Origin of the sequence: Paracoccus thiocyanatus (genome assembly GCF_900156255.1) — a bacterium.
In the GTDB taxonomy this organism is placed as follows: Bacteria; Pseudomonadota; Alphaproteobacteria; order Rhodobacterales; family Rhodobacteraceae; genus Paracoccus; species Paracoccus thiocyanatus.
Genome location: NZ_FTMK01000014.1, coordinates 13,066 through 24,943 on the forward strand (window position 1 = coordinate 13,066; position 11,878 = coordinate 24,943).

At 67.2% G+C, this 11,878-nt stretch carries 10 protein-coding genes and 1 tRNA gene; 4 read left to right on the forward strand and 7 right to left on the reverse strand.

Going from position 1 to position 11,878, the window contains the following annotated elements; all coding sequences use genetic code 11:
- Nucleotides 1-48: 48 nt before the first annotated feature.
- Entirely contained in the window at nucleotides 49-558 is a 510-nt protein-coding gene (locus tag F3H32_RS11205; RefSeq protein ID WP_149765937.1) for a hypothetical protein, read from the forward strand.
- 190 nt (nucleotides 559-748) lie between these two features.
- On the opposite strand, the gene F3H32_RS11210 is transcribed toward F3H32_RS11205, so the two are convergent.
- The 3 genes from F3H32_RS11210 to rplU all read right to left on the reverse strand — a co-directional run bounded on the left by F3H32_RS11210 (nucleotide 749) and on the right by rplU (nucleotide 2,119).
- Nucleotides 749-1,294, reverse strand: coding sequence for a GNAT family N-acetyltransferase (locus F3H32_RS11210; protein ID WP_115756546.1), 546 nt, complete (start codon nucleotides 1,292-1,294; stop codon nucleotides 749-751).
- A gap of 110 nt (nucleotides 1,295-1,404) precedes the next feature.
- Complete coding sequence (gene rpmA / locus F3H32_RS11215) at nucleotides 1,405-1,677, reverse strand: 50S ribosomal protein L27 (RefSeq protein ID WP_115756547.1); 273 nt, start codon at nucleotides 1,675-1,677, stop codon at nucleotides 1,405-1,407.
- A 19-nt stretch (nucleotides 1,678-1,696) separates the two neighbouring features.
- Nucleotides 1,697-2,119 (reverse strand): 50S ribosomal protein L21, encoded by a 423-nt coding sequence (rplU, locus tag F3H32_RS11220; protein WP_115756548.1) that lies wholly within the window; start codon nucleotides 2,117-2,119, stop codon nucleotides 1,697-1,699.
- Nucleotides 2,120-2,575: 456 nt separating this feature from the next.
- Between rplU and F3H32_RS11225 the strand changes: the two genes are divergently transcribed.
- On the forward strand, nucleotides 2,576-3,865 hold the full coding sequence (locus F3H32_RS11225; protein ID WP_223191422.1) for a Hint domain-containing protein: 1,290 nt from the start codon (nucleotides 2,576-2,578) through the stop codon (nucleotides 3,863-3,865).
- A gap of 178 nt (nucleotides 3,866-4,043) precedes the next feature.
- On the opposite strand, the gene F3H32_RS11230 is transcribed toward F3H32_RS11225, so the two are convergent.
- Nucleotides 4,044-4,118 (reverse strand) — tRNA-Val (locus F3H32_RS11230).
- 146 nt (nucleotides 4,119-4,264) lie between these two features.
- Nucleotides 4,265-5,131, reverse strand: coding sequence for an NAD(P)-dependent oxidoreductase (locus F3H32_RS11235; RefSeq protein ID WP_149765938.1), 867 nt, complete (start codon nucleotides 5,129-5,131; stop codon nucleotides 4,265-4,267).
- Nucleotides 5,132-5,259: 128 nt separating this feature from the next.
- Here F3H32_RS11235 and F3H32_RS11240 point away from each other — a divergent pair, with 128 nt between their 5' ends.
- Together F3H32_RS11240 and F3H32_RS11245 are read left to right on the forward strand one after the other, a co-directional pair.
- Entirely contained in the window at nucleotides 5,260-7,692 is a 2,433-nt protein-coding gene (locus tag F3H32_RS11240) for a penicillin acylase family protein (RefSeq protein WP_149765939.1), read from the forward strand.
- A 58-nt stretch (nucleotides 7,693-7,750) separates the two neighbouring features.
- A complete protein-coding gene (locus tag F3H32_RS11245) occupies nucleotides 7,751-8,698 on the forward strand; it encodes a nucleoside hydrolase (protein WP_149765940.1) in 948 nt (315 codons plus the stop codon).
- 24 nt (nucleotides 8,699-8,722) lie between these two features.
- Here F3H32_RS11245 and F3H32_RS11250 read toward each other — a convergent pair whose 3' ends face one another.
- Entirely contained in the window at nucleotides 8,723-9,475 is a 753-nt protein-coding gene (locus F3H32_RS11250) for an OmpH family outer membrane protein (protein ID WP_149765941.1), read from the reverse strand.
- A complete protein-coding gene (gene bamA, locus F3H32_RS11255; RefSeq protein WP_149765942.1) occupies nucleotides 9,475-11,811 on the reverse strand; it encodes an outer membrane protein assembly factor BamA in 2,337 nt (778 codons plus the stop codon). The genes F3H32_RS11250 and bamA overlap by 1 nt, the downstream gene beginning before the upstream one ends.
- Nucleotides 11,812-11,878 lie beyond the last annotated feature (67 nt).

Sequence of the window (11,878 nt, forward strand, 5' to 3'; positions counted from 1 at the left end):
ACTTGCCCTATCACTGCGCCAAAGACTTGGAACAGGGGGGCGGGCATCATGCGGTCACTGACATTGGGCATTCTTGCCTGTGCGATGCTGGTGCCGGCCGGTTGCGGCCGCATGGGCGACAGCGGCTTGAACCCGCTGCGCTGGTTCGGCGGCGGCGCGCCTCGCCAGCAGACGCTGGAGCCCGAAGGCGGCTATCCGATCACGGCCGAGGACGGGCGGCTGCCGCTGGCGCAGGTCACGGCGGCGAAATGGGAACCGCTTTACGAAGGGCGGCTGCTGGTCGTGACCGGGCTTGCCGCCAGCAAGGGCTGGTGGGATGTCGCCCTGGTGACCGAGGTGCCGATGCCGCGGGGACGCATCCGCGCCGATCAGGACGGCGTGCTGCGCCTGCGGCTGGTCGGCAAGCCGCCCCTGGCCGACACCTTTGCCGCGGCCAATCCGCCGAACCCGGCCAGCGATATGGCGACGGTGGCCTTGACCATCCCCAATGCCGCACTGGCCGGCTTGCGCGAGGTGGTCATCACCGGCGCCGGCAACGCCATCACCCTGCGGCGCTGAAGCCCGGCACCGGCAGCGCCAAAGGCTGCGCCCAAGCCGCGGCCGGCGTGGTTGCGCCATGGGTATTTAAGGGACAAGGAAGATCCTGGCGCCGCCCTTCTTCGTTCTTCAAATACCCATGCCGCGACCTTGCCGCATCGGCTCATCTGCCATTTGATCGTCCGGCCAGACTGGCCCTGGACCGGCGTGATCAGCCCATCTTTCGCAGATAGGTCCAGGTCGGCACACGGGCGTCGCGCGCCACCGACCAGCTTTCCGCATCGCCAAGATAGTCGAAGCCGCAATTGGTCAGCACCCTGGCCGAGCCCGGATTGTCCTGGAACGCCTCGGCAAACAGGGTGCGCGAGCGGTGGGGGTTGGCCTCGACCAGGGCCGAGACCGCCTCGGTCGCGAAGCCGGTATTCCAGAAACCGGCGCCGACCCAGAAACCAAGTTCGGACTGCTCCCGGTCGATGCGGGTCAGGGAAACCACGCCCAGCACCTCGGCCAGCTTGTTGGCCGAACCGTCGATGGCCCAGACATCTTCGTCGCGATCTTCCGCCATGGCGCGGCGGACATAGGCTTCGGATGCGCCGGGCGGCAAGGGATGCGGGATCGAACGGGTTCCCTCGGCCACGCGGCGGTCGGCGGTGTAATGCGCGATGAGCCCGGCATCCGACGCCCGAAGCGGGCGCAGGACGAAACGTTCGGTCACGATCTCGATCTGCCGCGCTTCCGAGGAAAGCAATTCGTTCATGTCACTCTTCTCCCTCAACTACTCGCAATCATATGGGTGCCAATCCGGAAAACGCGAAGGGGACCGGCCTTGCCGATCCCCTTTTTCAGCACCTGCGTGGTGAAATCGGCTTACTCGGCGGCCTCAAGATTGGCGGGAAGCACGGAAATATAGGTGCGGCCCTTAAGGCCCTTCTTGAAGGTCACGTGGCCGTCGGCCAGCGCGAACAGGGTATGGTCGCGGCCCATGCCGACGTTCTGGCCCGGCCACCAGGTGGTGCCGCGCTGGCGCACGATGATATTGCCGGCGACGGCCTGCTGGCCGCCATAGAGTTTCACGCCGAGACGACGACCGGCCGAATCGCGGCCGTTGCGGGACGAACCGCCTGCTTTCTTATGTGCCATGGCTCAGTCTCCTTCTGCCTCAGTTGGCGTCTTGGGCCGGAACTTCGGCTTCCGACTTCTTGGCTTTCGCCGGCTTGGCGGCGGATTCGAGTTTGGTGCGGGCGCCGACGGCCGGTTTCACGTCGGTCTTGTCGCCGCCTTTTTCAAGCAGCTCGGTGATGCGGATCAGGGTTAGCTGCTGGCGGTGGCCGCGCGTGCGCTGCGAGGAATGCTTGCGGCGGCGCTTGACATAGGTGATCACCTTGTCGGCCTTGATCATGTCGATGACTTCGGCCTGCACGGCGGCGCCGGCGACCAGCGGCGCGCCCACGGTCGCACCGATCATCAGCACGTCGTTGAACTGGATCTTGTCGCCGGCTTCGGCGTTCAGCTTTTCGACGCGCAACACGTCACCGGCCTGAACCCGGTATTGCTTGCCGCCCGTCTTGAGAACTGCGAACATTCCGTCTTTCCTTGCTCTGCCGCATCCTTCGGCCCCTGGCTTGCAGGTGTTTCCGGGGCCGGGCCCCGCCTTCGGACAGCGCATCCCTGTTCGGGGATGAGGTTCAAAATAACATGCCGGCAACGGACATGCGCCCGGCCGGTTGCGGGTATATCGCGGATACGGCCCCGCAAGTCAACCGAAATGGCGGCCTGCATCGCAGGTTTCGCCCTGCCCGGCGGTGGCTTGACCTTGGGGCACCGTCACAGGTCATCCTCACGCAGACGCTACTTTAGGTTGCGCGATCGTGATCGCTGATATAGGTCTGGATTCGCTGAACCGTTCAGTTCACGGTTTGGCGATCGATGCGAGAAATCCGTCTGTTTTTAGATCTCTCCTCCTGTTTCCGAGAGACGGTTTCAGCACCTGCGGTTGTCTGCCGGCGATGCTGGTAATGCGCTTGATGGAGAAACAGGAATGGCAATTATTAACATTGATCTTCTTAGCGGCGAGACCGTTATCGACAGCACGAATGCGTCTGATGGCGATACCATCGACCTGAACGTCATCGACTCGGGAACCTTGATCGTCGATGGCGTCGACGTGTCGATCAGCAACCTTGTGGGCGTGGGCGCGGCGTCCAGCCCGACATTCGCGGCCCAGAATGGCGGTAGCCTTACCCTGGACCAGGGGCTGCTGAACGCCGATTTGCTCACCAATACCACATTCGAAGTTCGCGACAGCGGGACGGTGACGCTTGATGCCTCGACGCTGAGCGTGGGCCTGACGGAAACGGTGCTGAACGAGTTTAATGTTGAGTTCACCGGCGAGTATCATACCGGCAAGTTCGTCTACGATCCGCCGGCGGTTTCGCTGCTGGTGCTTAACCCGCAAACGCTGAACGTCTCGGGAATGCAGGCCACGGACATCTTCGAAGTGGACGGCCGAACCAACTTTCAACTTGATTCCAGTGACCCCGAAGACGCCTATCGCGACGGCGTTCTGCACCTGACGTCGCCCGGCACTCCGCTTCTGGCCGAAACGGTGAATGTCGAAATCCCCATGACGCGCGCCGAGTTCGACCTTTTCCTGTCGGACCAAAGCACCTACCTGAACGGCGACACCTTTATCTTTCCAGGAACCTTGGCGACGCCCTGTTTCTGCCGCGGCACGCTGATTCTGACGGATGAAGGAGAGGTTCCCGTCGAAAAGCTTCGCGCCGGCGATATCGTGATGACCCGCGATCACGGGCCGCAGCCCATCGAATGGATCGGCTCGCGCCACCTGGGCCCCGAGTTCCTGGACAAGAACCCCAAGCTTCTGCCGATTCGCATCTCGGCGGGCGCGCTTGGCGCCGGATTGCCCAGCCAGGACCTGGTGGTTTCGCCCCAGCACCGGATTCTTGTGCGCTCGCGCATCGCGCAACGCATGTTCGGCGCCTCGGAAGTCCTGGTTGCCGCGAAGCAGTTGCTGCAACTGGACGGCATCGACATTGCGCATGACCTTGCCGAGGCGGAATATTTCCACATCCTGTTCCGTCAGCACGAGGTGGTCATTTCCAATGGCGCCGAGACGGAATCGCTTTACACCGGCCCCGAGGCGCTGAAATCGGTGGGCGCCCAGGCGTTGCAGGAAATCTTCTCGCTTTTCCCGCAATTGCGCGCCCGCGACTATAGCGCTGTTCCGGCCCGGTCGCTTCTGTCTGGCCGGCAGGGCCGCAAGCTGGCGGTGCGGCACGCCGCAAATGGCCGCGCCCTGGTCAGCTAGGCCGTTTCTGCGATCCGCTTGGTAAATAACCCCGCCCAGGATCGGACCCTGGGCGGGGTTTTCCGTTCCAGGCCGCCTTGGCCGGGCCGTCGGCGTCATGACGCCGCCGGGGTGAAATCGGGATTGTCCGTCCATGACATGCAGCGCGCGCCGGCCGTCATTCGCAGGGGGGGAAATCTGGTGGGGCGGGAGGGGATCGAACCCCCGACCAACACGGTGTAAACGTGTCGCTCTACCGCTGAGCTACCGCCCCGAATGGAACATGGCCGTTGAGGCGTGCCGCATGTTCCGTTTGTCTTCGCGGGCTTCCCCGCCCACCGGCCTGCACCGGGCAGGACGGCGCCGTTCGGACCCGGTCCCGCTGATAGCCCGACCGCCGCCGGTTTGGCAAGCGCGGCGTCAGCGGCGCAGACGGGCGATCAGGGCCGAGGTGTCCCAGCGCCCGCCGCCCATGGCCTGCACCTCTTTGTAGAACTGGTCCACCAGCGCCGTCACGGGCAGGCTGGCGCCCGTCTGATCGGCGGTGGCCAGGCAGATGCCCAGATCCTTGCGCATCCAGTCCACGGCAAAGCCAAAGTCGAAGCGGTTCTCGGCCATGGTCCCGGAACGGTTCTGCATCTGCCAACTGCCGGCGGCGCCCTGGCTGATGACCTCGACCACCTCGGGGATCGACAGCCCGGCCTTTTCGGCGAAATGCAGCGATTCCGCCAGGCCCTGCACCAGCCCGGCAATGGCGATCTGGTTGCACATCTTGGCCATTTGCCCCGCGCCCGACGGTCCCATCAGCTTGCAGATGCGGGCATAGGCGGCAATCACCGGCTCGGCGCGGGCATAATCGGCAGGCGCGCCGCCGCACATCACCGAAAGCTGGCCGTTCTCGGCCCCCGCCTGCCCGCCCGAGACCGGCGCATCGACAAAGCCCAGCCCCGATTGCGCGGCCAGCGCCGACAATTCGCGCGTCACCGCGGCGGAAACCGTGGTGTGATCGACAAAGACCGCGCCCTTGCCCATGCCGGCGAATGCGCCCGCCTCGCCCAGGCAGACCTGGCGCAGGTCGTCGTCATTGCCGACGCAGGCCATGACGAATTCGGCGCCCTCGGCCGCCTCGCGGGCACTGGCGGCGCTGCGGCCGTTATGGGCTGCGGTCCAAGCCTCGGCCTTGGCGGGGCTGCGGTTCCAAACCGCGACCTCGTGCCCTGCGGCCGCCAGATGCCCCGCCATCGGAAAGCCCATCACCCCCAGTCCCAGAAAAGCCACGCGCGCCATCGGTTTCACTCCCTCGTGTCGAAAGGCGCGTTGATCCGGCACGCGCCCTGCCCTATTCACCCCGATGAATTCCATCACCCGGCGCGGGGGTCAACCTCTCGCGCCCAAGCTCGGGACCGTGCCTTTCCATGGTGACACTTTTCCGCTGGCTTGTGCGCCTGACGGTCGGGCTGATCATGCTGGCCGTGGTGCTGGTGGTGCTGGCCTGGTATTTCGCCATCCGCTCGCTGCCTGACTACGATGGCAGCTATGCGGTGCGCGGCATCTCGGCCCCGGTCGAGATCGTGCGCACGACCGAGGACGTGCCCCATATCTTCGGCGACAGCGACCGCGACGTGTTCTTTGCCCTGGGTCTGGCCCATGCCCAGGACCGGCTGTTCCAGATGACGGCATTGCGCCGCGCAGCCCAGGGCCGGCTGGCCGAGATCTATGGCGCGGGCGCCCTGCCCGCCGACGACCTGGCCCGCCGCCTGGGGCTTTACCGCAACGCCCGCAGCTCGCTTTCCGCCCAGGATCCCGAGGTCGCCCAGGCGCTGCAAGCCTATGCCGAGGGCGTGAATGCCTGGATCGAACAGGTCAATCTGGGCGCGCGCGGACGGGGTGCGCCGGAATTCTTTCTTTACCCCGACGAGATCGCCTATTGGGAGCCGGCCGATTCGCTGGCGATCCTGAAGCTGTTGGCGGCGTCATCGACCACGCAGCTTCGCCGCGAAGTGCTGCGGGCGCGGCTGTCGCTGGCCGAGCCGCAGCGCGGCCAGGACCTGGTTGCCGGCCAGGACGAGCCGCCCTTGCCCGCCTATGCCGACCTGTTCCCCGGCGCGCGCTTTGCCGGCCCGGAACGCGGCGCGGGTCCGCAGGACTGGACCGCGGCGCTGGCGGGCTATCTGGCGCCGGCGGCGGGGGCCTGGGCGAACGGTTTCGCCGCCGCGGCGGGGCGCACGGCCGCCGGGGGCGCGCTTCTGGCCAATGATCCGCAATTCGCCCTGACCGCGCCGGGCCTGTGGTATCTGGCCCGGATCGAACTGGCCACCGGCGGCGTCATCGGCGGCACCATTCCCGGCCTGCCGCTGGTGCTGTCGGGGCGCAATACCAGCATGGCCTGGGGCATCACCCCGGCCGCGCTTGACGACCAGGACCTGTATGTCGAAGAGGTCCAGCCTGGCGATCCCGACCGTTACCGCGGCCCGCAGGGCTGGACCGATTTCGCCACCCGACGCGAAACCTTGCGCGTCCGCGGCGCCGAGCCCCGGACCATCACCCTGCGCGAGACGGCGAACGGGCCGGTGATCCCGGCCGCGCATCTGGATCTTGCCACCATCCTGCCCGCCGGCCATGTCGCGGCGCTGGCCTGGACCGGCAGCCGGGGCGACGATCGCAGCATGACCGCCCTGATCGGGCTGATGCGCGCCCAGGACCGGCAGGCGGCGGCTGATGCGCTGCGCGACATGGTGGCGCCGATGCTGGTCGTCACGCTGGCCGATGGCTCGGGGGTAAGCCAGGTCCAGGCGGGCATGCTGCCGCAGCGGGCGCCCACACACCAGACCGCGGGCCGGCTGCCGGCGCCGGGCTGGATCGTCGCAAACCGCTGGCAGGGCATGGGTCCCGCACCGGCCGACCCCGGCAAGCTGGACCCCGCCAGCGGCATCGTCGCGACGACGGGCACCGCGGGGCACGGCGCCGACGCCTATCGCCTGGACCGGCTGCGCCGGATGATCGAATCGCGCGAGGTGCATTCGCGCGACAGTTTCATCGCCGCGCAGAACGACATCGTCAGCCCCGTCGCCCGCGCCCTGCTGCCGCTGGTCGGGGCGGAATTGTGGTTCACCGGCGAGCCGGCAGCGCAGGGCACGCCCGAGCGGCTGCGCCAGGACGCCCTGGCGCTGCTGGCGAACTGGGACGGCGCGATGAACGAACACCTGCCCGAGCCGCTGATCCACGCCGCCTGGATGCGCGCGCTTCAGGATCGGCTGGTGCGCGACGACCTGGGGCCGCTGGCCGACGACCTGACCGAGCTTTTTCCCGATTTCATCGACCGCGTGTTCCGCAACCGGGGCGGCGCGGCGGCCTGGTGCGATATCCGCCAATCCGCCCCGGTCGAGACCTGCACCCAGATCGCCCGCCAGGCGCTGGACGCGGCGCTGCTGGACCTGGTTGCGCGCTTTGGCCCCGACCTGGCCAGTTGGCGCTGGGGCGATCTGCACCGCGCGCGCCATGTCCACCCGGCGCTGGGGGACATGCGCGGCATGTCCTATATCGTGAACCTGATCCAGCCGACCTCGGGCGGGGAATCGACCATCGCCCGCGCCGGCTTTCTGGGCCATGGCCGCAATCCCTGGCTGAATGTGACCGGCGCCGCCTATCGCGGGGTCTATGACCTGGCCGATCCCGACAGTTCGGTCTTCATCATCTCGACCGGGCAGTCCGGCCACCCCTTTTCGCGCCATTACGACGACATGGCCGAATTGTGGCGGCGGGGGGAATATGTGGTCATGTCGCTTGACCCGGCGCTGGCGCGGGCGGCGGCGGCGGGCATCACCCATCTGCGACCGGCCGCCGACTAGGGGCTTGCATCCCCGGCGCCGCCGCGCTTCCCTGTGCGGACCCGGCACGGAGGCGGCCATGGCGCGCAAGATCATCATCGACACCGATCCCGGCCAGGACGATGCCGTCGCCATCCTTCTGGCGCTGGCCAGCCCGGAACTGGAGGTGCTGGGCCTCAGCGTGGTGGCCGGCAACGTGGGCCTGGACCATACCCAGCGCAATGCCCGGATGATCTGCGAACTGGCCGGCCGCCCCGACCTGCCGGTCCATGCCGGTTGCGACGCGCCCTTGCAGCGCAAGCTGATCACCGCCGAGCATGTGCATGGCAAGACCGGGCTGGACGGCGTCACCCTGCCCGAGCCGGCAATGCCGCTTGCCCCCGGCCATGCCGTCGATTTCCTGATCGAAACGCTGCGCCGCGAAAAGCCGGGCAGCGTGACCCTGGTGCCCATCGGCCCGCTGACCAATATCGCCACCGCCTTTCGGCGCGCGCCCGACATCGTCCCGCGCGTGCGGGAAATCGTGCTGATGGGCGGCGCCTATTTCGAGGTGGGCAACATCACCCCCGCCGCCGAGTTCAACATCCATGTCGATCCCGAGGCGGCGAAGATCGTCTTTGCCAGCGGCGCGGCCCTGACGGTGATGCCGCTGGACGTGACGCATCGCGCCCTGACCAGCCGCGCCTGGGTCGAAACCATGCGCGGCATGGGCCGCATCGGCCAGGCCGTGGCCGGCTGGACCGATTTCTTCGAACGCTATGACCGCGAGAAATACGGCAGCCAGGGCGCGCCCTTGCATGATCCCTGCACCATCGCCTGGCTTCTTGACCCCGAATTGTTCAGTGGCCGCCTGATCAACGTCGAAATCGAGACGCGGGGCGAATACACCCAAGGGATGACCGTCGCCGACTGGTGGGGTGTCAGCGGCCGGCCCGCCAACGCCACCTTCATCCGCGAGGTCAAAAGGGATGCCTTTTTCGCGCTGCTGACCGAACGGATCCGGGCGCTGGACCAGCGCGCCGGATAGCGGCGGCCGGGTGGCGGCGCGGCGCTATTCCTCGGTCGGAGCGGATGGCGGCGCAGGCGCAGCCGGCGCGGCCTGGGGCGCATCCCCGCCATCCTGGACGGTTTCGTCCTGGCCCGCCTGGGGCGCGGCTTCGGTCTGCGCCCCGGTCTCGGGCGGGGCGGGGCCGGCGCCGATTTCGCGGTCCATGCGCTCGACCAGCTCGTCGGTGACGTCGATGGATTGCGAGGCGACGAAGATCGCGCGCTGGTCCAGGACCACCACCGCACCGCGTTCGCGCATCAGCGCCGCAAGCACCGGCAGGGCGGCGCGGAAGAAGGCCTGCCGCTCTTCGTCGGCCCCGGTATGAAGCGCGCGGGCGGCGGCGTCGCGGGCCCGGCGCACCTCGACGGCGCGCTGGTCGAATTCATCGGCGCGCTTGCGGAACTCGTCGGGCGGCAGGGATTGGCGCAGCGCCGTCAGTTCCTGTTCCTCGGCGGCGAACTGGTCCGCCAGCCGGTCGTTTTCGGCTGCGACCTCTCTGGCGTTGCGCTCTAGCTCGGCCTGGGCGCGCTGCCCCCATTGCGACCCCAGGTAAAGCGCCTCCTGGTCCAGCGTCAGCACCGGCAGCACCCCTTCGCCATGGCTGGGCGGGGTTTCGATCACCATGGGCGCCACGTCGGTATTGGCCGGCCCCGGCGGGGGCTGCGGCGGGTCGACCACCGGCTGGGCCTGCGTCGCCGGCGCCCCGGCCAGCAGGGCCGCCACGGCCAAAGCCGCGATGCCGCGCCGCCAAGCCATCAGAACCGGGTCGAGATCGTCAGGTCGAAGCTTTGCTCTTCGTCATAGTCCTCTTTCTTGAGGGCCTTGGCGAAGTTGAAGCGCAGCGGCCCGATCGGCGTGGTCCAGAAGATCGAGGCCCCCACCGCGGCGCGGACCTTCATGCCGTCATCGACTTCGACCCCGCCGGTGCCGCTGGTGCGGTCCAGCCCCCAGACCGAGCCGGCATCGGCGAAAAGCCCGCCGCTGATGCCATATTCCTCGGGCAGGCCCAGCGGAAATTGCAGTTCGGTGCGCAGGGCCCAGAAATAGTTGCCGCCAAGCGCGTCCTCGTTGGGGGCTTCCAGATCGCGCGGGCCCAGGCCGTTCGGCTCGAAGCCGCGGATCTTGCCGTTGCCGGTAAAGCGGTTCAGGAAACGGCTGTCCTGGTCGTCCAGCATATGGACCGCGCCGGTCTCGAACTCGGCCAGCATGGTCACGCTTTCGCGCCAGGCCCGGCTTTCCACGCCGGCGTAAAGCGTGCTGGTGACCGATTTCACGTCGCCGCCCAGCCCGGCGAAATCCTGGCCCACGCGCAGCCGATAGCTTGTCACCGGGTCCAGCCCGGCGATGCGGCTGTCATAGCTGTAGGTATAACCAAGCGCCGAGGTGAAGAAACCGCCCTGCTCGTCATAAAGGATCTGGGACGAGCCGACATATTCGCCGGTCTCGGTATCGACATGCGGCATTTCCACGTCGAACAGCGTGTCCTTGCTGAGCTTGTAGCGCAGCTCCAGCCGGCCGTTCTGCGAGATGGGGAACTCCATCCCGGTCAGGAAGCCCAGGGTGCGGGTGTTGTAGTCCGAATTCAGCCGGTCGGTGGTGTTGTACCAGACCTGCGCCCGCGCCTTGAGATCGCGGCCCAGGAAATAGGGCTCGATGAAGGTCAGGCCCGAACTTTGCGTATCGGTGCCGGTGGAAAAGGACAGGTCCACATGCTGTCCCCGGCCCAGGAAGTTCTTTTCCGACAGGGCGATGTTGAACCCGGCGCCGGTCGCCACGCCATAGCTGACGCCAAAGTTCAGACTGCCGGTCGGCTGTTCCTCGACATTGACGTCCACGATCACCCGTTCGGGCGAAGAGCCGGGGCGGCTTTCGGCCTGCACATCCGAGAAATAGCCAAGCGCCCGCAGCCGTTCGGCCGAGTTGCGGATCTCGCGCGGGTTGAAGGGGTCGCCCTCGACCGTGGCGAACTGGCGGCGGATCACCTCGTCCAGCGTGGTCGTGTTGCCCTCGATGTCGATGCGCTCGACAAAGACGCGCGGGCCGCGGGTCAGGGCAAAGGTCAGGTCCAGGGTCTGGTTGCGTTCGTTGCGGGTGACGCGCGGTTCGATGCTGACGAAGTCCAGCCCCTTGCGCAACGCCAGCGCCTCCATCCGGCGGATGGTGGTGTCGATATCGGTCGGGTTATAGACCGCGCCGCGCTTGACCCGGTTCTGGGCGGCGAATTCCGCCGCATCGACGCCGGGGATATCGCTGGTCGTGTTGACGGTGCCAAAGGTATAGCGCGGGCCTTCGTGGATCTGGAAGGTGATGTAGAACGCATCGCGTTCGCGCGCCAGTTCCGGCGCCACCGCCTGGACGCGGAAATCGGCATAGCCGCGCGAGCGATAGAAATCGGTCAGCAGCTTTTCGTCCAACGGCACCCGGTCGGGGGCAAAGGTGTCGCGCTGGATAAAGGTGCGCAGGATGCCCGCCTGCTTGGTTTGCAGCACGTTGCGCAGCCGGCGGTCGGAAAAGGCGCGGTTGCCGACAAAGCCGATGCGCTCGATCTCGGTCAGGGCGCCTTCGCGGATCTCGAAGACCAGGTCCACCTGGTTGTTGCCGCGGCGGATGATGCGCGGATCGACACGCGCGGCCAGCCGCCCCTGCGAGGCATAGACCTGGCTGATCGCCGCCGCATCGGCCTCGGCCTGGGCGGGGGAATAGACGCGCCGGGACTGGGACTGGACGATCTCGGCCAGGTTTACGTCCTTGACCCGCCTGTTGCCTTCAAAGGCGACGGTGCTGATGGTGGGATATTCCGACACCCGGACCACCAGCGTCCCGCCCGACGGCACCAGCTCCACCGTTTCGAACAGCCCGGAATTTTGCAGCCGCTGCATGGCGTCGTTCAGCGTCCCGCTGGACACGTCCTGGCCGCGCGGCAGGTCCAGATAGGACAGGATCGTCGCGGGTTCGATCCGCTGGTTGCCCTCGATCCGCACATCGCCGAAGACATAGGCCGAGGCCGCGCCTGCGGCCATGACGACCGGCGCGGCCGTGGCCAGCGCCGAGATCAGCGCCAGCGCGCCCTTGCCGAGTTTCCTGTCCGTCATCGCCGCCCCTCGCGAAAAATGCGTTGCCCGGCGGGTTTGTCCCGCCATATTTGCCCCGATGGATACC